Raw genomic sequence first — 21,620 nt, 5'->3', positions numbered from 1 at the left:
GCGTGCTCAGACAGAGGCAGCTCCGGACGAACTGAAGAAGATGTGGTAACCAACACACGAATACTAGCCTGATGATCGTCGGTAAATCGCTCTCCTCTCACACAAAAAACATACTTGACTCCAGCCAGATCCATACTACCGAAGCAACACTATCTTCCTTGAGAGACGCGTGTCCCCGGCCTCGAGAGAGATTACGTAGATTCCGCCTGCCACAGCGATTCCGTTGGAATCTTTGCCGTCCCAGGAAGCGGAGTGATTGCCCGACAGCGCGCGACCATCAAAAAGCACGGCAATCATCCTTCCCGCGACGTCAAATACGGCGACTCTCACCTTCTTGGCGACCGGCGCCTCTGTGCCTCCAGGAATGTCAAAAGCGACGTCCAGCGTTCCCTGGTTTGGTACGTACGGGTTGGGCGAGCAAGGGGCGAGGGCCACAGAGTGGGTGGCGTAGGGTACGTAGACGCGAGGTCCTGAAATCCAGTTGACCGCCCCGGAAGCGGTGACATCGGCGATAAGGTAGGAATAGTATTCGCCCGAGACGACGCTCGTGTCGACAAAAGAGTGCAAACCAATCGCCCTCGAAGGATCTTGATAAACCAGAGTGTAAAGGTTGCCGTTGACCCGCATTTGGCGTCGAGCGCCACGTGGGTCGCCAAAAGAGACCTCACTAGACGGACTCTCCAGCTCCGATTCCCCGCCCGCCCTGAAGAGCGACATCCCCTGACCGTTGTAGATGCTCAGTCGGGGATCCACCCGCCAACTGATCTCGGCTCGCCCTGGCGAAGTTGTGACGTTCACGAAGGAGATGGTGTATGGTTCGTCTCCCGTGGTGACGCGGACGTCATCGACGTACCAGCCCTCTCCCGAGACTGCCCCGTCGGTTATGATCCTGAATCTCACCCACAGAGCGCCGCTGTACCGCCCGAGGTCGAACTCGACGTTCTCCCACTGCTTACTTCTGCCGGAGAAGCACCCTCGCCCCGCCCCTTCCGTGTTCGCGATCCAGTCGATCGTACGCGAGTATCCCCCCACCGGCTCTACGGGTTCCCAGGTAACGTTGTCAATTGAGACCTCGACCACACACCCGTCCCAGGCCAATCGAGAGTTTTCATTCTCGACGTCCAACCATTGATAGAAAGTGAGACGACTGCCGGTCCCCGATATGAGAAAGGGCGTCCTGAGGAAAGAATCCTGATAGTTCGCGTAAGTCAAACTATCCTCGGCGCCGCAGTGCCAACTAGACGTTCCAGAGAACGCGCGGCGCGTCGACAAATGCCACTCATCAATGTCCAGGACGCCGTCGTGCGTCCAATCCCCCTGGCCCGATTCGAAGTCGTCCGCGATACCGAGGCTGTCGCCCACTCCCACAACCACACTCTTCCTCCGGTCGAAGAACGCGCCGTCGTTCATGTCAATCACAAAATAGACACGAAACGGATCCTTGGTCAGCGACGTGTCCACTCGGAAGAGAAAACCCTCGTCCGGTAGGCGAGTCTCGTCCGCCGCCAGGAAATCGTACTTCACCGTGTCAGACAAGAGGTGAACGTAGGTGTTCGCGCACGAGGCCACGGCCGTGAGCTTGCCCGAAGCCAGGCCTATGTTCGTCACTTCAAGATAAAGCGTCGCAGTCTCGCCCGCGTCAGGATTACCGTCGCCGTCTCCCGTGCCGGTGTCGTCCGTCAAAACTCGCGTGATGACGGGCTCCGGCCCGGTCTCGACCGTTCCGTCAAAGCTCACGTTCAGTCCGTTGAGAGAGATGTTGGTGACGCGCACCTCGACATCTTCTCCGTCGTTACTCAGGCTGTTAGGAGTGGTAAGCGCTCCGAAAGTCCTGTTGTTGCTCCAGCCGGGAAACGGGTCGCCTGCGTCGGCGCCGTACTGCTTGCCGGCCAGTCTCTTCTCCAGATCGAAGTCGCCGTCGGCCTGGTCGAGTGCCACCATGTATCTCAGCTCGTTGTCGTTGTCCTTGACAGTTTCATCCACGTGATAGATCAGGAGTCCGTTCCCCGGAAGTGGAAAATCGAATCCCGTCTTCTCTCTGTTCTCCAGCAGGAAGTATTCCTTGCCCTCGGTTCCGTTCTTCCACAGCTTGTACACGGCCGGAGACGCTTCGACCGGTGGGAGCGTCACGTCCTCCACGTTGTGGTCCAACACCACCGGTTCTACAAAGCCCAGTCTCACTTTCGACCAGGCGTCGAGGTGCGAGGGACTGTTCCCGTCGTCAAGCCAGGCTCCGGCACCCATGAGCGACCACAGGTCCAGCCCGTAGGAGGTGTAGTCCCTGTCGTACAGATCGGGAAGACCGAGGACGTGGCCGAGCTCGTGGCAGAAGGTGCCGACCGGTGAGCTCTCGGCCTCCATCGAATACACGTAGGCGCTCACGCCGCCTACGGAGAAAGGCACGGCCAGCATCCACTGATGGGAGACGATATCGTCCGGACTTCCCGTGTCTTCGTACCCCGGGCCCGAGTGAACGACGTAGAGGGCATCGATGTAGCCGTCGTCGTCACCGGAAGATGGAATGCCGTCGGGTCCGTCGTTGTCGTAGAGGGAGAAATCCACGTCGGCGCTCGCCAATATGAGAGCGTCCTCCACGAGGCCCCTTGCGTTCCTCGGAAAACAGGACGAGCAGAGTCCGTAGCTCGCGTTCCCATAGTAAGCCCGTGTGTTGGGAAGCGTGTACCAGCCGTAGACGTCACCCGCCACGTCCAGTTTTCCGTACGAATTCTCCAGGAAGAAAGCGCGCTGACTTCTCGTTGCGCCCAGTCCCTCACCGAACAAGAGGTGCTCGTAGTGTGACACGCCGTGCGCAGCCTTCTCGGCGGGGGCGTCGGAGAATTCGACCAAAATTACCAGGGCCTTGATCTGGACTTGCCCCTCCCGCCCTGCGCCGTGGGGTCTCAACAGATTTTGACTGATTTTCTCGAAGGGAACGTCGACTCCGAGTGTCTTCAGTTGCTTTCCCGATGGAAACGCGACCCCGTCTCGCTTCAACTTCTCGAGAACGTCGGGCCTGAGCGGCACCGCGTGCGACGAGGCCGGCCACGTGAGAACGACGGACGTGAGAAGCAAGATGAAAATGTTCTTCGCTGTCTTCGCTCCCATTCCTGTCTCTACTCCCATTCTATTGTAGCGGGTGGCTTCGAGCTAATGTCGTACACCACTCTGTTGACACCTTTCACTTCGTTGACGATTCTACTCGAGACCTTCTTCAACACGGAAGGCGGAATGCGAGCCCAATCCGCGGTCATTCCGTCTCTGCTGGTCACCGCTCGCAGAGCAATAATGTTGTGATACGTTCGTTTGTCACCCATGACACCGACGGATTTCGCGGTAAGTAACACGGCAAACGCCTGCCATATTTCGTCGTAAAGGCCGGCTGACCTCAGCTCCTCCGCGAATATTCTGTCGGCCTCTCGCAACCTCTTGAGTCTTTCAGAGCTGACGCTCCCCAGTATCCTTACGGCGAGACCGGGTCCTGGAAAAGGGTGGCGACCGAGAACACTGCGCGGTACGCCGAGTATCCTTCCCACTTCCCTCACTTCGTCTTTGAAAAGCTCACGCAGAGGTTCGACGACCTCGAGTTTCATGAAAGCCGGGAGCCCTCCCACGTTGTGGTGCGTCTTGATGGATGACGAAGGACCCTTCCTGGAAACGCTCTCTATCACGTCGGGGTAGAGCGTGCCCTGGACAAGAAACCTGGCGTTACCAAGCTTCAAGCTTTCCTCTTCGAACACTCTCACGAATTCCTCGCCGATCAGCTTTCTCTTCTTTTCGGGATCAAGAACTCCCTTGAGCCTTCTCAGGAAGCGCTCCCGTGCGTCAATCCTTGCTACCCTCAAGCCGAACTTTTTCTCCAGAATTCTTGTCGCTTCTTCGGCTTCGTCCGCCCTACCCAATCCGTGGTCGACAAAGACACAGGTGAGCCTCGAGCCCATTGCGCGTTCCGCAAGGACGCACGCCACCGAGGAATCCACTCCTCCACTCAAGGCAGCGATCGCCCGTCCGTTCCCCACCTTGCCTCTTATCTTCCGGCGCGCCTCCGAAACGAACTCCTCGAGCGACCACGTCCCCCGGCACCCGCAGATGTCACGCAGAAAATTGTCGAAGATTCTCTTTCCGAACTCAGTGTGAACCACCTCGGGATGAAATTGCAACAGGTGGATTCCCCTCTTCCGGTCATACGCGGCTCCACGCTTTGCGTTTGAAGACCCGCCCGACAGAACGAAGTCCGCGGGCAACGAGACGACCTCATCTCGATGGCTCATCCATACCGCGAACCTGTCAGGCACTCCTCGCAACAGGGGGTCGCTCCCCACCTTCCGAAAGGCCGTCCTCCCGTACTCCCCCCGCCGCCCCAGCCCGACCTCGCCTCCGAGAACGTGACTTGTCGCCTGCATACCGTAGCAGATGCCGAGAATTGGGATTCCGAGTTTGAAGATTCCCGCCGCCGGCAAGGGCGCTCCTTGCCGGTAGACGCTCCCGGGACCACCGGAGAAGATGAGCCCCACGGGAGCCCTCTTTCTGATTTCCGGCGGCGCTATGTCGAAGCTCACAATCTCAGAGAATACCCTGCCTTCGCGGACCCGTCTCGCTATGAGCTGGGTGTACTGAGAACCGAAGTCCAGGATCAGTATGGTTTCTCTTGTTCTCTTTCCCACGTCTCTCTCACTGTCACTTCGAAGTGCCGCGCGTAACGCCGAACCTTCGCCCGAGTAGGCCCCGGTAGTGACTCCCCTCAATGCTTGAAACAACGCCGGCCGGTGAAGTACATGGCGACGCCGTGTTCATCGGCGGCCGCGATGCACTCCTCGTCTCGTATCGAGCCTCCGGGTTCAACTATCGCGCGAATGCCCGCCCTTGCGGCGACATCGATTGAATCTCGGAAAGGAAAGAATCCGTCTGACGCAAGCCAGGCACCCTTCACGTCGTGTCCTGCACGTGCGGCCTTCATCAACGCGACCTCCACCGCATCCACCCTGCTTGTCTGACCCGCCCCTATTCCGAGCGTCCTCTCGCCGTTCCCTATAACTATTGCGTTGGACACGACGTGTCTCGCCACTTTCCACAGAAAGAGCAGCCCCTCACGGTCCGCGTCATTCAGTGCCCTCTTGGACACCAACCTCCAATCTGCGGAACTCTCTGCCTGGGAGTCCTCTTTCTGAAGAAGCACGCCGCCCGCGGCGGAGCGCATGAGCACCCGGGACGATCCGCCATCGGCCAGAGTGCTTGACGAAAACTCCAGGAGCCGAAGATTCTTCTTTCTCGAGAAGGCTTCGACTGCGCCCGGTTCAAATGACGGCGCCGCGACGAGCTCCAGGAATAGCCTGGACATCTCTATCGCAAGCGCGTCTGTGAGAGGCCGGTTCACGGCAAGGACTCCGCCAAACGCCGAGAGCGGATCGCAGTCCCTCGCACGCCTATACGCGTTCAGGAGATCCGGACTCTGCGAAACCCCGCACGGGCTTCTGTGTTTAACGATGACGCAGGCTGGAGCTTCGAACTCCCTCACCGCGCAAGTGGCCGCATCGAGGTCGAGAAGATTGTTGAAAGAAAGCTCCTTTCCCTGGAGCTGGCGTCCCCAAAGGTTCTCGTCTGCCCCAAGGACCGCGCGAGTCTCCTCTCCGGCCCCTGAACCCACGTAGAAACCTGCCGCCTGGTGAGGATTTTCTCCGTAACGGAGCTCCTGGACTTTCCGTAGCCTCAGACAGATGTCCTCGGGAAAGGAGGGCGAAGTCCCCGTCATATCTGCTGGGCGAGCGGCAACGCGCTCAGAATGTTCGACTGCGGCCTCTGAGGGCCGAGCGAGTCGCCCCTCCTGCGGGGCAAGGCGCTTCGCCTGCCGGAGGAGATAGTTTTCGATCAATCGTTCGTAACGAGCAGTGGTTGCAAACGTTAATGCCGCCAATTGAAGTGACAGTTGAAGGCTCACGGAGCCGCCGTCCGTCGCCACGCCGGGCTCGTCTTTCAGCATCTCCTCCGTCACCCGGTCATAAGAAGCCGGCTCGGGCACAGGCACCACCCACCGGAAGTTCTTCGCGGCTGCTCTCAAGGCGGCGGGGCCGCCTATGTCTATCATCTTCGTGGCCTCAGAGAGGGACGTTTCGTCGGCCACCTCGTGGAAGGGATAGAAGTTTACGACGACCATGTCCACCGGCAATAGACCCTCTTTTTCTATCTGCCTTCTTTCCTCGCTGCTTGCGCGGGAGAACAGTATCGCTGCGTGGAGTCTCGGGCTCAAGCTCTTCACCTTGCCCGAAAGTACCTCAGCGAATCCCGTGAGCTCGTGGGCAGGTCTTACGGCGATCGACGCTTCCCGCAGGTAGCTCGCCGTTCCCTCCGTTGCGTAGAGCTCGATGCCCTTGCCCGCGAGAAGGGCTGCAAAGCGCACCAGCCCGTCCTTGTTGTGGACGCTGATGAACGCCCTTCGTACTCTTACTCTTTCACCGGTCAACACGTTTTTCGTTTCCACGAGCGAATCTCGCCAATTGAATGTCAATTCCTCTAGAGCGCACCCTTGCCGCAGATTCTCTCCAGGGCTTCAAAGTATCTCTCGTGAGTTTGCTTGACCACGTCCGGGGGCAAAGGGGGCGCCGGAGGTGCTCCGTCCCACCCCGTGGATCGAAGATAGTCTCGCACCGATTGCTTGTCGAAGCTCTCCTGCGGCCGTCCCGGTTCGTACGACTCCGATGACCAGAAACGTGAGGAGTCAGGAGAGAAAAGCTCGTCTATGAGTATCAGGTTCCCGTCAAGGAGACCGAACTCGAATTTCGAGTCCGCGAGTATCAGGCCCCTTTTCTCACAGTATTCCGAGGCAAACGCAAATAGCTTCTGGCTCACGTTTTTGAGCTCCCTCCCGCGCGCAACTCCCGTCTCTCCCTCAAGCACTGCGAAGCTGACGTTCTCATCGTGGCCGGACGCCGCCTTTCTGGCCGGTGTGAACAAGGGAATGTCGAATCTGCTTGCTTCCTTCAGGCCGGGTCGAAGAGGCTCCCCGCCGACCGTGCCCCTCTCTCTGTATTCCCGCCACGCCGAACCGGCGAGGTAGCCCCGGACAACACACTCGAATTCAATCGGGTCTGCCTTCCAGACCAGCATCGACCTTCCCGCCAGAACCGAGGCGTAAGACGAAAAATCTCCCGGGAATCGGTGTGGGTCGCAGGTTATGAAGTGAGTCCTCACGATGTGTGACACTCTCTCGAACCAGAACGCGGAAAGGTTGGTCAGGATTACGCCCTTTTGAGGAATGCCCGAAGGGAGAATGCAATCGTAGGCGGAAATCCTGTCCGTCGCCACGATGACCAGCCGCCCGTCCTGCGCGTCGTATACGTCCCGCACCTTTCCCTTCCGAATAGGCCTGAGATCGTCAAGAGAGATCTCCGTCAAGCTACCCACCATGCTAGTTCGCTCCTTCGGCGCGCCCGCACCCACAAGCTCCCCACCGAGGCGTATCGAGGATGCGGACTTTTCTCCCGTCGATCTTCAGTTTCCCTTCGCAGAAAAGTCTCACCGCCTCGCAATAAGTCTTGTGTTCTTCCTTCAGGATCCTTTCGGAGAGGGTCGCGACGCTGTCGTTTTCGCGGACGGGGACCACGGCCTGAAGAATGATCGGACCGCCGTCGACGCTCTCGTCAACGAAATGGACCGTGCAGCCGGTGAATCTCACCCCGCGTTCCAGGGCCTGCCTCTGCGCGTCCAGGCCGGGGAAAGCGGGGAGCAGCGCGGGATGGACGTTCATTGTCCTACCCGAGAATTGCGAGAGAAATCCTGCGTGCAGAATCCTCATGAAGCCCGCAAGCAGAACTAGGTCGACACAGTGCTCCTTCAGACAGCGGGCATACGCCGCTTCTGTGCCGGGATCGAGCTTTGTCTTGAACTTTCCGGGGGGAAGATAGACGGCGGGAATGGCGGCCCTACGTGCCCTATCGAGGGCGAGGGCATTCTCAACGTCGCTGACGACGACTCTCACCTCTGCGGGTATGCGGCCCTCCGCGCAAGCATCAATGATTGCCTGAAGATTGGTTCCCCTGCCGGATGCAAGCACGCCAAGACCTAGCTTCTTCAAGTCCTTCTCCTGCGCCTCCTGTGCCCTTGGAAGCACCGTTTTCCTTCGGTGTCTGCCGGAGCGTCTCTCGTGACGTATTTGCATGCCTCTGCATCAAACGTATACCATGCTCGGACTGCGCTGGCAAGTAGATTACTGGAGGCAAGCGCGGTCGCCAGCTTTCAGTTGACACGGTGGCGCGGATTTCTTACGATACTAAGTACGCTTTCTCACTGCACGGAGCCAACTCAGCAAACCCGCTGACCTGGGCGCCGTGTCGAGCACCCGACACGTGCCAAAAGGAGGACAAATGGCAGGGAAGAAAATAACGTTGAGTGTGATAAAGGCTGACGTCGGTGGATACGTGGGACATTCAAGCATGCATCCGGACCTTGTCGCCAAGGCCAACGAGATGCTCGAAGCCGCGACTGAAAAAGGGAGTCTCATAGACTTCCACGTGACTTCTTGCGGGGACGACCTGGAGCTCATAATGACGCACCAGAAGGGTGTGGAGTCTTCAGAGGTTCACAAGATCGCCTGGGACATTTTTCTCGCGTGCACGGAAGTTGCCAAGAAGCTTGCGCTCTATGGGGCCGGCCAGGACATACTGAAGGACGCTTTCAGCGGGAACGTGAAGGGAATGGGGCCGGGTGTGGCTGAGATGGAGTTCGTCGAGAGAAAGAGCGATCCGGTCATCGTTTTCATGGCGGACAAGACGTCTCCCGGCGCGTGGAACTTGCCCGTCTACAAAATGTTCGCGGATCCATTCAACACCGCGGGACTTATCATAGACCCCAGCATGCACGACGGTTTCAACTTCCTGGTCTTGGACGTGAAAGAATCCAGGGAAATAATGCTCTCTACGCCGAATGAACTCTACGACCTCCTTGCCCTCATCGGTTCGACCGGACGCTACATGATCAAGGCGGTGTATAGAAGAGCCGACGGCGAGATAGGCGCGTCTGCTTCCACACAGAAGTTGAGCCTGATTGCCGGAAAGTACGTCGGTAAGGACGACCCCGTTCTCATCGTGCGCTGCCAGAGCGGACTCCCCGCCGTCGGAGAAATGCTCGAAGCATTTGCATTTCCGCACATCGTCGAGGGATGGATGAGAGGTTCTCACAACGGTCCACTCATGCCCGTGAGCTTTGAGGACGCCACGCCGACGCGCTTCGACGGACCACCCAGAGTGATCGCCGCGGGCTTCCAGCTTTGCGATGGAACGCTGGTGGGACCCGTCGACATGTTCGACGATCCCGGCTTCGACCTCACGAGGCAAAAAGCCAACGAGATCGCCGAATACATGAGAAGGCACGGACCGTTCGAGCCCCATAGACTTCCCGCCGAGGTCATGGAGTATACGACGCTGCCGAGTCTGCAGGAGAAGTTGAAGAACAGGTTCAAGCCTGTGAAGTAGCCGAGGTCGTGACAATTCGCTCACGCCCGCTGCGCCGGAGAAGAGAGCGAAGAGGATTGCTCTTCGTTCTCCTCTCTGGCGTTTTGCTTTTTGGGCGAAGGGCAAACCCGATGCCGGCTGAGCCGTTCTCACGTCAAGCGAATCCCCGACGACCCGGAAGCTGACGCAGCCATCGGCGTCCGTTCGGAATATCTTCGCTCCGCCCTGTTCGTAGGCTTGCACAATCTCTTTCGCAGGATGTCCGAACCTGTTGTTGTGTCCCACGCTGAACACGGCGTAACGGGGTCGAATTCTCTCCAGAAAGCGAACGCCCAGGGTCCCCTTGCCGCCGTGGTGTGGAGCCTTCAACACGGTCAGCTTTCCGGGCTCGACCGAATCCACCACCCCGTCCATCGTCTGCGGTCCGGCATCGCCTGTAAGTACGAACTGCACCGTCTTGGCACGGAGGACGAGCACCATGGAAGAGTCGTTCAGCGATGCAAATGATGTGTCGGCCGAAGCCGAGCCCGAGGGATGGAGTACGACCAACTCGACTCCATGTGAACTCACGATTTTCTCATGCGCACGCGCGAACGTTACCTCCGTGCCTCGCCGCAGTGCCTCGAGACGTGTGAGACGCGACAGAGCAGTCGTGGTGTCGGCCCCGCCAACTATGAGTCTCCCCACCCTGCCCTCTTCGAGCAGTTTCATGACCCCGCCGACGTGATCGGAATGGAAATGTGTTACGACGACCACGTCGAACGCCTTCTTTCTCGCCTCCCTGAGGAACGGAACCAACACCCTCTTCGCCGAATCCCACTCTTCTTGGGACTCGCCACCGTCTATCAGAATGAGCCTTCCGTCCGGCAGCCGCACGGCGGTGGCGTCACCCTGCCCCACGTCCAGGAAGTGAACCTCCGTTGACCTGTCTCCGCGCTTCGCCCCCGGAATCCCGCCGCCTGCCAAGAGAATGCCGCACACAACCATGCCCAGGCCGCTCACGCCAAGTAACCACTTGTCGCCGCGTCCCGCCCGGATCTTGACGCCCTCTGAGCGTTGCCGGGGGCTGCGCCCAAAGTCCGTCTTTCGCAGAAAGACAAACAAGCAGACCACGAACATGACGGCCTCGACGCCCGTGGGTTTCACCAGTTCGATGGACGCTCCCGGGACGGAGGACGCGAACCTAGCGATCAGATTGCAGAGCCGCAGGAGAAACCACGTCAGTGAGAAAGAGGCCGAGGCCAGAGGTGGCGCTATTGCCAGGAATCCCAGTGAGCAGAACGAGCTCACCAGTGCGCCCGACGCAACCGGAATGGCAAGCAGATTCGCCGGTATGGAGACGGCCGAGACCGAACCAAACTGACACGCGAGTATGGGTAGAACACCCAGTTGAGCGACGATCGTCGTCAGAATCGTGGAAAACACATATTTCGAAACCCATTCGGGGGCAGAGAGCCGCCGTCTGACGGCTTTGCTCAACGTTGCGCCGGCCATCATCGACCCGGTCGCCGCGTAGGACAACTGAAAGCCGACGTCCCTCATGTATCCGGGATTGACGAGGAGCAGAATCGCGCAACTGGCGCACAGAGGGCTGACGAGCCCGGCGCCCCTGCCGAGCAGACGTGAGCCTGCGACGCAAGTCACCATGACGGAGCACCTCAACGTTGGTGGCGAGCATCCGGAAATGCCGCAGTAGAACCACACGATCAGGACCGAGCCGACGAGCGAGGTCTTGACGGGTGCCCTGACTCCCCTGAGAAAGAGAAAGGCAATCATGCCGACAAGTCCGGTGTGCAGGCCCGAAACGGAAATGAGATGAATGATTCCCGACCGCCTGAAAGCGTCCTTCATTTCATCCGTAAGCTCTCCTCTCTCTCCCAACACAAGAGCCAGCAGGAAGGCTCTTTCTTCTCCGCCCACGTTGCGATTGATGGCCTTCTCTATCCATCTGTGCAGCGGCGCCATGTAGGTCGCAACAAAACCCCTGGGAGGATCGGCTCTTGTAACCACGGGTTTCAGGAAGGCCGGAACCGTCAGGACGGCCGCGGTCTTGCTCAGAGATAGGTAAGTCGCTTCGCTGAACCCGCCCGGGTTTCGCGCCCCAAGTGGACTTCGCAGGAGACCCGCGACGGCCATAGTGTCGCCGGCAGACACCGTGAAGGCCGTCCTCCCCGTGAGTCTGACCAGCACTCTCGTTCCCCTCGGCAAGGGTGCGCACAGCGAGTCAGGATGGAGGGTCGAAAGAGTCACGCTTGTTCCCGATTCAGAGGGCTGCGCAAAGCCGCTCACAGTCCCTCTGACGCAGGCAACTCTCTCCGTAATAATGTGAGACTCCCCGGCGTACCCCTCCATTCTCAAGGACGCAAGCAGCGCTACTCCAGACATGAAGAACAAGATGAGAACGGCGTCCTTGAGATCCACCAGGCCGCCGATTGCTCGCCGAGGTCCGGAACAAGCGGCCAATACGACGAGGCACGTTCCGGCCAGGGCCGAAATGGCCAGCCAGCAGTCCGGAGAGACCCCGGTACAAACAGCGGTACCTATGACAACGATGAGCGCGACTCTGGCGCTTCCGCAGTTCCACACTTTTCGTCACCGGGCGCCAGAGCGGGCAACGTCCGTGCCAACGGAGCATTCCGGAATCTTGCCGCAGTGCGGAGGCAACGCGCACAGGCAAACGGGAGATATCTTGACGGGTTCATGGTGCGGAGTGAGTGGGCGCAGAATGTAGACGTCGTTGATAGTTTGCGACTAGCGGGTAGTCAACGTGGCCACGTCGGAAAAGTACTCGAGGCCCTCCGCTGTTGTGACCTTCGCGAAATACCTGATCTGATCGCCCCCCGAGGCAAATCCCAGGGGCACGGCAGCGGCGTAGACCGAGCGCGAACCCGACAGGAGCGTCATTGGTTCCCAACCGGCGCGGCTTGAGTCCAGCTTCTCCAAGTAGAGCTCCACTCTTGAGATGTCTGTTCCGGTGTTGCCTGCCAGCGAGGCACACAGCACCACTTGGCCACCGGACGGCATGCGGGTCTGCAGACATTCCACCAGAATCGGCTGGACGCCTGCGAACTCCGCCTTGATGAAGTGCTTTCCACCGGGTCTGACCTGAATAACGGTCACCGACGGAGCGTCGCCTTTTGTTCCTGCCACCCTTATGCTATGGAACCCGGGTTTCACGTTTATCTTGAGGGGGGTGGCACCAGCTTGCCTTCCGTCAATGAAAACGGCGCGGCCGTTCGACTCCGCATAACCTTCCTCGGAGACTTGTGCCGCGGTAACCCGGACGACTCCTGTCGCGGGTAACTTGCCCGGGCTGACCTGGACTTCGGCAGTGCCGCCCTGGGCAACAAGCACCTCTTCTTCCCAGGAGCTGAAACCCTTACCCTCGACCTTAACGATATGGAGACCCGCAGGCACGCTTTCTAGCAAGCAAGGAGTGAATCCCCTAGGTTCGCCGTCAAGAAGCACCGACAAGCCTTCCTGTGGTTTTGAGTTCACGGCGATCTGTCCCACGAACGCAACTTCCACGTTCGCCGTGTCACCCGTTCTAACGTTGACGCTTCCGCTCCACTCTCCGAGATCACCCAATCTCATTGTTAGTCGATGCAGACCCGGAGAAACATTAGCACTGGAGACGGGGGTACGAGATGAGATCACGCTGTCGTCAAGCATCACCTCTGCGCCCGGCGGAATCGAACTTACGCTCAATGTGCCACCGCGGGTCGCCCCCGCAAGCCCCTGATGACCGGCAGTGCGGCCTCCCCTCAGGATCCCCCCGGCCCATCTCCCGCCTTCGTTAGTCCCAAGCATGTAAATGGCAACCCCCAGGGCCACCGCAAGCACTATGAAAGGAGCCCTCTTCCACGCCACGGAGGTGAGGGTCTTCACCGTCCCCGCTGGCGTCGCGGCTTCTTCCGCGTCGGAGATCGGTGTCGCGACTTCATCCGCACCCGGCGTCTCCTCAGCCACAGTCTCGTCCGAGACCCTTCCACTTTCCAACGTTGCGAAGGCACCTCCCTCCGCGCCGAAAAGTAACCCGGCAGCCGAGCCGGCATCTACCGCCACCACCTTCAAGGCTTGACCGACGTTGTTATCCCAGCCAGCCGAGAGGTCCACTCGTCTCGAGGTGAGGAGATACCCTACGCCGGGAGCAAGACGTCGTCTGACCATCTCGACGCTCACTTTGAGAGAAACCCCCAGATAGCAGCCTTCTCCTCCGTTGGCATCCGACGGGATGACCTTATCCACCCCCGATGCCGCGGTTCTGTAAGCAGCACAGGTTCCGATGGCCGCAATCTCAATCGTGTGTCCCTCCACGTGCGCGGCCACGAGTGACACTTGAGCCAGGCCCTCGGGCCGTCGCGTTCCTTCCTTGAAGAGGTCGGCGTGGCTCGACTGGAGAAAAGCCACGAGGCCCCCTCCATGTCCTGAACCATCTGCCTGCGCAAAAGCGCTCCGGAACCTCTCCCCGAGGAAACTCTTGAGCCATACCAGTGCGTCTCTGCCCGGCTCACCGGCGACGCAGACCAGGCACGCGCTTGGACCTGAGTCCTCCAGCAGCCCGAAGCTCCTCGCATCATCGGAAGAGTAAAAGGAACACTTGAGCCTTTCGCTCTCGTCTCGCTCGTCCACGCTTTTCTTGCTCATCCTCTGAGCTGCTCCCCCCAGTGCGGTCTCACTAATGCCAGTAGCCTAGATCTTCTGCCGACAAGCAGTTCCCTCGACCGTGTACAGGGGTGCAACATACTACAGCCCCGTGGGGATGTCAATCTGTATCCGGAGAGCCGCATCTACATCCCAGAGCGACTGATACGCGTGTAGGGGCCAGGGGTCTGAGACGATTAGGGCTTAAGAACCTCCAGCTTCTTGCCGATTATCTATGTATACGGGTGAGCGGCACCCAACACTGCCCCGGGTGGAGCGACAGGAGTGCCTCGAAGAAAACTCTTGCGCTCTGGGGGGCATTTCTATATCATGCCCTCAGTACCAGCGAGCCTGTCAGATTAGGAGGTCTTTCCCCTGAAAACGAACACCCGGATGCGCATAGCCATATTCACTCTTGCAGCAGCTTTGCTTCTACCATCTGTGGGGCTTGCTGTGTCTCCCCCCCAACATATGGGCCAGGCTCGGCAGACGACCCGCGCCATCGAGAGGGCTAATTCCTTCTACGATGCAGGGTTACGGTCCTTGGCCACGGGCGAATATGAAAAGGCTTCGGACGATTTTAGCCGCGCCTCGCTGGCTGCAAAGGAACTTCTGGAGAAGGGTGGACTCAGCGAGCAAGAGGTTGCAGAGATGCGCACGCTGTCCGCGAAGGCAGAACACCTGGCCTCGCAGGCGGCCGAAAGGATCAGCCTTCTCTCCTACGCCACGCCGAGAGCTACGGTTCAGACGCCGGACCTTTCCTCCTACATGGGTTATGATTCCACGCACTCTCCCGCGGGCCCAACGGCCGGCGATGCCAGGTTGCCTGGCGTCATGCCCGAAATGAACCAGAAAGTGAAGAAATGGATAGAGTTTTATGCGCGGGACGGCGGCAGACTGTTCGTAAGATGGCTAAAGACTTCGGCGCAGTACATGAACCTCGTGCAGAGCATACTCGAGCGTGAAGGCGTACCCGGTGACCTGGCCTATCTCGTCATGATAGAGAGCGGCTTCAACCTGCAGGCCCGCAGTTGGGCACATGCGGTGGGACCATGGCAATTCATCCTCGGCACGGCTCGTCTCTTTGACCTCCAAGTTGATCCCTGGGTCGACGAAAGATACGACCCGGAGACTTCGACCGTAGCCGCGGCGCGCTACCTCAAGCACCTCTATTCCCTGTTCGGTTCCTGGCCCCTTGCAATCGCCGCATACAATGGCGGAGAAGGCCTCGTGGGCAGGGCGTTACAGAGACAGAACACGCGGGATTTCTGGTCACTCAGACTCCCTCGCCAAACGGAGGAGTACGTCCCGCAGTTCATGGCCGCCCTTCACATAGCAAAGGAGCCCGAGAAGTATTGTGTCGGCCTCGAGGTCCCCGTCGCGATGCCGTTTGAGGAAGTCGTCGTTTACGGGCCCCTCGACCTCCAGAAAATCTCCCAGGTCTGCAATATCTCGCCCGACTCAGTCAAGCTCCTCAACCCTTCTTTCAAGCGCTCGAAGACTCCCGCGAGAAAAGGTGGAATGAAGGTAAGAGTGCCTGCCGGAACATCCGAGGAGTATCTTTCCGCTTTATCGGCGCAAGGCATACGGGGCGAGTGCTTCGGTCCCGGGGATCAAGAGGTTTATCGGCCCACGAGGGCGGCGGCAACTCAGCGTCAGGATGGATCCCCTGACGTCGTCCGAGCTTCCGAGTCGTCAGCCTATTCCTCCCCTGCTCCAGAAGAGGAATTATATCTCACATATCGAGTCCGGAAAGGTGACAGTCTCTACAGGATTTCCAGGAATTTCGGCGTGAGCATCGGACAGATCCAGGAGTTCAATGAAGTGGCCCGCGGCAACGTCATAAGACCCGGCCAGAAGCTTCTCATCCCCAGAGACGGCGTCAGGCTGGCTGAGCACCCGTCAGACAAGCACGTTAGGAAATCCGCAAAGCTTATGCACGTCGTGCGGCGTGGCGAAACGTTGTACGAGATTTCAAGAAGCTACGGCGTCTCAGTCAGTGACATCGCAGAATGGAATGACCTGACGTCACGCAGGCCCATCCGAGCCGGGCAAAGGCTCGTCATACTGCCCGACGAGAACCCCAAGACGACCGATCGGACCGACACACAGTAATCCTCGATCTTGAATCCACCAGCCCGTTTTGATGTGCCCTCGAGTTAGTCTCGCGGAGCGAACGCACGTTTCGAACGTTCTCCACAGACACTGCGGTGGGATCCGGCCGTCCTAGAAACGAAACGACGCCGAGACCCGGTGGGAATTGTCGAGATCCTTGTGGCTCAGGAAGGCGTAGTCGAAACCAAATCTGGAGAATCTGGCACCCGTTCCCGCTGTAAATCTCCCCGCGTCGAGCCCCACACGGATCGCAACCGCACGTTTGAGCCAGTACTCAACACCTGCACTGACATCGGCCGTGAATGGCCCGGCCCAAAACTGGCTCGCCAGTCTCCTTTTCTCAAATCCAATCTCCATGTCCAGGGCGGCAGTGCCGATGCCGTCAAGAGGGCCGATCTTTCTCGTGTATTGTCCGCCCATTCTCACTGTCGGCGCTACAAACTCGTGATGCCCCGTGTCCCAGACAAGCTGAGTAGTAGTAGCATCGGAAACGACGAGACCGAAGGACGTCGACTTGTTCAAGGTATAAATGGCGCCGATGTCCACCCCGGCTCCGAGGCTGCTGTTGTCTATGATCTCCTGCCTGACCAGCTTGAACGTGCCACCGACGGAGATCTTTTCCGTGAGCTCCGAGGCGTACGAAAGGAGCAGCGCCATGTCGGCGTTGCTCTTCCAGATCATCTTTCCCTCGTCCAGTACTATCCTCTCTCCCGGATCCCACGTACCGTTCCCTTCGCCGTAATCTCCCGTCCCCGGGGTCTGGTCGATGCCGTAATCCTCCCATTCCAGATTCTTAGTGTAGGGAATGTCGTCCACGGCGAGCCGGATGATGGCGGCTCCGATAGAGGCCTTCCTCGCGGCGTCCCCGGAAATCGGAAACGCAACGGCCACGAAATCGTAGTTTATGAGACTTCCGAATTGCTCCGCGTGCATTGCCTCAATCTCAGTCTTACGCACCGACGCGATCCCCGCCGGATTCCAGTAAATGGCGCTCGCGTCATCGGCCAGCGCGACGAATGCGCCACCCATGCCCAAGGCCCTCGCACCGGCCCCCACCTTGAGAAACTCCGCCGCGTACTTGTCGGCAAGAGCACAAGCGCTGATGGAAGCGAGCAGCAGGGCAACACAAAACGCCACAACAAACACTCGCGTCACGGATTTCCTCCTGTGTCCAAGAAACACACTTCCCTCGCGGTGCGCCGCGTTCACCCTTGCCCCTGCAAACCACGCAGAAGATGCCAGATGATGTAGTCCCTCACTACCTCCCTCTGCTCGTCCGAAATGGTAGTGAAGGCGCAGGCGATTCTATATTTTATTACCTTTCTCCCCGTCTTGACAGGGATATTTCTGACCACGACCGCTTCCGCCTTGATTTGCTGGGCCTTAGAGTGCTTCTCACCGAAGGCGGGCAGCAACAGCGTGAGTGACACTCTCGTAAGAGGCGGCAGATACTTCTCTACCTCACAATACACCCCACCTTCGCTTAAGTTCGCACTCTCTGCGGGAATAATATCTCCGCCGACCTCTTGTTCCCTCTCCTCCAACTGGAGGGGTACTCTGGCCTCAACGCGATGGCTTTTCCGTCTCTCGATGAACGACTTGTTCCTTTCCACGCTTTCATCTCCTTCGATTGGAATCGGCAGTCAGTTCTATTCCCTGACCGGCAGTAGGTCCATCATGCGAGCCAGCGGTTCGACTCTCACAATCTGAACCCTGAGAGACTGCCCGAGCGAGTATCTTGTCCCTCTCCTCTTGCCTACCAAGGCAAAATGCTCCTGGTCGAAATAGTAAGAGTCATCTCGCAACAAGTCTTTAGGTACCATACCCTCAACCCAGTGTCCACAAATCTCCACGAAGAAACCTGAATTTATCACACCCACTATGGTTCCCTCAAGCACATCTCCGAGGAAGCGCTCCATGAATCTGAGCGCCTTCACCCTCACGGCAGTCCTCTCTGCTTCGTCTGCTCTCACTTCCCTCTCCGAACAGAGTTCCGCGGCGACCGAGAGTTTCGCCTCGATTTCTCGCCCGACCCGCTTCGCCCTTCTAATCAGGCAGGCTCTGACTATTCTGTGATCCACGAGATCTGCGTATCTGCGAATAGGCGACGTGAAGTGGCAATAGCTCTCGGTCCCGAGACCGTAGTGCCCGACGTCGGAGACGTCATAGCGAGCCTTCTCCATAGAACGTACGAAGAATGAATCCAGAAGCCTCTTCCTCGATCCATCGAGCCCCGCCTCGAACGGGTCTTTCAGCCTCCTGAAATCGCCCCTGGGCCGTACGGTCACTTTCGGTGAGATTACGTGCGCCGCCCGAAAGAACTCCTCCATTTTCTCTTTCTTCGCCCTGGGATGAACCCGAAAAATGAAGGGCACGCCCAAGGCCTTGATGCTTGAACCAACGACGGTGTTTGCCAGCACCATCAGCTCCTCGATAAGAGAATGTGCGGGGCTGTGTTCGGCAAGATAAAGCCCCTGAGGCACACCTTGCTCCGAAAGCTGAACCTTCATCTCGGGTATCTCGAGGTCGACGGCATTCCCCTCGCGCCGCCTCTCCTTCAGCGCCTGCGCCAGAGAATGCAGAAGGCTCAGGTCCCGCTGAAGTTCTCGGGGACATTCGAGCTTTCCTTCCAGGATTGCCTGAACCTCGTCGTACGTAAATCTCCTCACGCTCGTGACGTTGGTCTCAAGAATTCTCGATCGAACTAGGCTGCCGTCTCTCGTGAGCTCCATCATGATGCTCATGCAGCGTTTGGGCTTTTCCGGTTCAAGGCTGCAGAGCTCGTTAGAGATCCTGCCGGGAAGCATCGGAAAAACGACGTCCGGAAGATAGACGCTGTTGCCTCGATCCATGGCCTCGATGTCCAGTACCCCTCCGTTCTCTACGACGGAGGAGACGTCCGCTATGTGAACGCCGACTTCCAGACTCCCGGAAGGAAGCTCCTTCACCGATACGGCGTCATCGAAATCCTTCGCCTCCGCGGGGTCGATCGTGAAGACCCTGTGATCCGAGAGCTCCGCCCGGTTTCCCGTGCCCTCGTCCGCGAGACGTTCCGCCTCCTCCTGCGCTCTCGCTCCGAATGCAGTAGGAATACCGAATTCCCTCGCAACAATCATGCTGTCGAGCCTCGCGTCCTTCGAGTCGCCCAGGACCTCCGTGATCCTGCACCTATTGACGTCCCCTCTGTCACGCGGCTCAAGCGTGGCCACCACACGATCGCCCTCCGCACAAACTTCTTTCTTGCTTTTCGCGATTCCGAGAGGACTCGGGAACTTGGGGTCGTCGGGTATGAACACGCGCCCTCCTCCAGTCTCCCTTACTCTGCCCGTCAATTCTCTCGGGAGGCGGCGGGTGATTCTGACTATTCTCCCTTCCAATAGGCCCGAGCTCCGATTCCTCCTCACCTCGACTTCCACTTCGTCACCGTCGAGGGCCCCCGACAGATGACGCGAAGGCACATACACGTCGCCGTCCGCTCCCTCGGTTGTCACAAAACCGAAGCGCGCCGAGCTTCTCCGCAGCCGTCCCGTCACCCTCCACGCCCTGGGCGTGGGTCTCATCTTTCTTCGCAAGGCGTTGCTTCCTCCAGAGTGCGAGTTCGTCTCGGGACACCCGGCTCCTGCCCCGGCCGAAGCCCCGCGAGGCGGTCAATTCTCACACAAAGCAACGCCGGAGTGCGGCCCACGAGCGTAGAGCCCGAGCCCTCCGGCGTCCCTTCTCTAGACAAAATCAGTCACCAGTCTAACGTATTCTCTTCTTGTGACGGTCCCTGCGCAGTCTCTTCTTTCTCTTGTGTGTCGCGATCTTCTTTTTCTTTCTCTTCTTTCCACAACCCATTGATGCGCCTCCGTACTCGTTGCAGAGCGGTGAGGAACGGTCAGCCTTCCGATACGATCGATCTCAGCGCCGGAGCCGGCCTGAAAACAGGCATCAGCCTCGCGGGAACAATGATGTCCTGTCCGGTTCTGGGATTCTTTCCCATGCTGAGGGCCTTCTCAACGACAGAGAAGGTCCCGAAACCTCGAAGCTTCACCTCGGTTCCCTCGCTCAGCGCTCTGGAAATCGAGGAGAGAACCTCTTCCACCACGGTCGCCGTCTCATTGTGGCCTTGCCTTGTTCGCCTCGACACTTCTTTGACGATCTCAGCTTTTGTCATGCTGCCACCCCCGACTTCAATCGATTTCTCATCGGCAAGTCGAGCAGCTCCCGCCGCCACAACTACCGCACGATGACTTGGAATGGGAACCAGCTCCGGACTTCAACGAAGACCCCACGCCAAATAGCGAGAAGAGTCGCTCCGATTTGCGACTCCCGCACTTGGGACACCCGATCCCGGTGTCCTTGCCAATTGCGCAGAGCTTCTCGAATTTCTTGCCGCACGAACGGCACTTGAATTCATATATCGGCATCTGAAAAACACCCAGGGCGAAGCTATCACAGCCGCGGCCTCATGTCAAACCTGTTCGTCCGTTACCTCGTCCGGAATCACGACTATCGTAGCGTCGACGGGGTTGAACTTGTCAGCAAGTGCCGACGCAGCTTCTCTGCCCCTCACGAAAAAGACCAGTTGGCCCGGCGCGGCGCTCACGGTGTCCACCGCAACGACGGGCGGACCGGTCACGACCCCCTTCTCGTCCAGGGGTTGCACGACAAGTAGTCTGTATCCCTTGAGGGACGTTACCTTGGCGGTCGAAACCACCGTGCCTATCACTCGCGCCAGGTGCATTGCGCCATCGTCCTCGTCACTACAGTAGCTTTTCGAACAGAGCCTCATCCGGCCTGGCGATCACTATGCTTCTCACGAGAAGCCCCTTCCCCCTCGGATGCTTGCTCCCTGCTTCAACTGCGGCCTCGACCTCGCTCACATCACCGGTGAGGGTCACGAACGCCCGGCCTCCCAGGCCCTTCGCCAAACGAATGTCGATCATCTTCACTCTTGCTGCCTTCCCCGCTGCGTCGGCTGCAACAATCGTCGACGCCACAGAGAAGGTTTCTATGACTCCCAGCGCCTCGATCTTCTCAATCTCAGACGTTCCAGTGATCGCGGCGAAAATGCCGGGATGCGGGTTCGGAAGGAAAAGCGTGTCGACGACGCACTCTTCACCGACGGAGGTCCCCTTCGCAACGCTCGCGTCCACGCTCGCCACATCACCCTTTACTATCACCACGTATTTCCCCGAGCACACGGGCGTGGCCTCGACAAGTCTCACCGGGGCCGCTTTCAGCATTTCGTCAGCCACCAGGATGCCTATCGCCACGGTGTTCAACTCGACCAGACCGAGCGCCGGCTCGTCGAGAGGTCCGCCGTCAGTCCGTGGCCCGGTTCCTTCGGGATCTGCTCCACCCACCTCTAAGCCGCGTCTCTTCTTGTCGGGGGCCGGTTGCTTAACTTGCATCGTCCATCACCCGTTCATCCTTATC

15 protein-coding genes and 1 pseudogene are annotated in these 21,620 nt (G+C 58.8%); 2 read left to right on the top strand and 14 right to left on the bottom strand.

Going from position 1 to position 21,620, the window contains the following annotated elements:
* Positions 1-135: 135 nt before the first annotated feature.
* The 5 genes from NTX17_07510 to purN form a co-directional block, all read right to left on the bottom strand.
* Positions 136-3,105: a M6 family metalloprotease domain-containing protein gene (locus NTX17_07510; GenBank protein ID MCX5801214.1), complete on the bottom strand. Its 2,970-nt coding sequence runs from the start codon at positions 3,103-3,105 to the stop codon at positions 136-138.
* 8 nt (positions 3,106-3,113) lie between these two features.
* On the bottom strand, positions 3,114-4,661 hold the full coding sequence (guaA, locus tag NTX17_07505) for a glutamine-hydrolyzing GMP synthase (GenBank protein MCX5801213.1): 1,548 nt from the start codon (positions 4,659-4,661) through the stop codon (positions 3,114-3,116).
* Between the two features lie 77 nt (positions 4,662-4,738).
* Entirely contained in the window at positions 4,739-6,472 is a 1,734-nt protein-coding gene (gene purH, locus NTX17_07500; protein MCX5801212.1) for a bifunctional phosphoribosylaminoimidazolecarboxamide formyltransferase/IMP cyclohydrolase, read from the bottom strand.
* A 32-nt stretch (positions 6,473-6,504) separates the two neighbouring features.
* Entirely contained in the window at positions 6,505-7,398 is an 894-nt protein-coding gene (locus tag NTX17_07495; GenBank protein MCX5801211.1) for a phosphoribosylaminoimidazolesuccinocarboxamide synthase, read from the bottom strand.
* Between the two features lies 1 nt (position 7,399).
* The gene (gene purN / locus NTX17_07490) at positions 7,400-8,065 is read right to left on the bottom strand and encodes a phosphoribosylglycinamide formyltransferase (GenBank protein MCX5801210.1); all 666 of its coding nucleotides are present in this window, start codon (positions 8,063-8,065) and stop codon (positions 7,400-7,402) included.
* Between the two features lie 289 nt (positions 8,066-8,354).
* Between purN and fbp the strand changes: the two genes are divergently transcribed.
* Positions 8,355-9,461 carry a fructose-1,6-bisphosphate aldolase/phosphatase gene (gene fbp, locus NTX17_07485; GenBank protein ID MCX5801209.1) on the top strand — a complete coding sequence of 369 codons (1,107 nt, stop codon included), beginning with the start codon at positions 8,355-8,357 and terminating at the stop codon, positions 9,459-9,461.
* 267 nt (positions 9,462-9,728) lie between these two features.
* Here the strand turns inward: fbp and NTX17_07480 are convergent.
* Together NTX17_07480 and NTX17_07475 are read right to left on the bottom strand one after the other, a co-directional pair.
* Positions 9,729-12,026, bottom strand: a pseudogene (locus NTX17_07480) (ComEC/Rec2 family competence protein).
* Between the two features lie 165 nt (positions 12,027-12,191).
* Complete coding sequence (locus NTX17_07475; protein MCX5801208.1) at positions 12,192-14,087, bottom strand: PEGA domain-containing protein; 1,896 nt, start codon at positions 14,085-14,087, stop codon at positions 12,192-12,194.
* Positions 14,088-14,627: 540 nt separating this feature from the next.
* Between NTX17_07475 and NTX17_07470 the strand changes: the two genes are divergently transcribed.
* Positions 14,628-16,199, top strand: a complete 1,572-nt coding sequence (locus NTX17_07470; GenBank protein MCX5801207.1) for a LysM peptidoglycan-binding domain-containing protein — start codon at positions 14,628-14,630, stop codon at positions 16,197-16,199.
* Positions 16,200-16,310: 111 nt separating this feature from the next.
* Here NTX17_07470 and NTX17_07465 read toward each other — a convergent pair whose 3' ends face one another.
* The 7 genes from NTX17_07465 to NTX17_07435 form a co-directional block, all read right to left on the bottom strand.
* Complete coding sequence (locus NTX17_07465) at positions 16,311-17,354, bottom strand: PorV/PorQ family protein (GenBank protein MCX5801206.1); 1,044 nt, start codon at positions 17,352-17,354, stop codon at positions 16,311-16,313.
* A 50-nt stretch (positions 17,355-17,404) separates the two neighbouring features.
* A complete protein-coding gene (locus NTX17_07460; GenBank protein ID MCX5801205.1) occupies positions 17,405-17,812 on the bottom strand; it encodes a PilZ domain-containing protein in 408 nt (135 codons plus the stop codon).
* 36 nt (positions 17,813-17,848) lie between these two features.
* Entirely contained in the window at positions 17,849-19,771 is a 1,923-nt protein-coding gene (locus NTX17_07455) for a VacB/RNase II family 3'-5' exoribonuclease (GenBank protein ID MCX5801204.1), read from the bottom strand.
* A 305-nt stretch (positions 19,772-20,076) separates the two neighbouring features.
* Positions 20,077-20,355: an HU family DNA-binding protein gene (locus tag NTX17_07450; protein ID MCX5801203.1), complete on the bottom strand. Its 279-nt coding sequence runs from the start codon at positions 20,353-20,355 to the stop codon at positions 20,077-20,079.
* Between the two features lie 28 nt (positions 20,356-20,383).
* Positions 20,384-20,608, bottom strand: a complete 225-nt coding sequence (locus NTX17_07445; GenBank protein ID MCX5801202.1) for a zinc ribbon domain-containing protein — start codon at positions 20,606-20,608, stop codon at positions 20,384-20,386.
* Between the two features lie 44 nt (positions 20,609-20,652).
* Positions 20,653-20,925: a EutN/CcmL family microcompartment protein gene (locus tag NTX17_07440; GenBank protein ID MCX5801201.1), complete on the bottom strand. Its 273-nt coding sequence runs from the start codon at positions 20,923-20,925 to the stop codon at positions 20,653-20,655.
* A 19-nt stretch (positions 20,926-20,944) separates the two neighbouring features.
* Entirely contained in the window at positions 20,945-21,595 is a 651-nt protein-coding gene (locus NTX17_07435; GenBank protein MCX5801200.1) for a BMC domain-containing protein, read from the bottom strand.
* Positions 21,596-21,620: the final 25 nt, after the last annotated feature.

Source organism: Candidatus Eisenbacteria bacterium, from assembly GCA_026388185.1.
Lineage (GTDB): Bacteria > Eisenbacteria > RBG-16-71-46 > JAFGJU01 > JAFGJU01 > JAPLKG01.
Note: the sequence above shows the minus strand (reverse complement) of the source record. Positions and strands in the feature narration are given on the sequence as shown.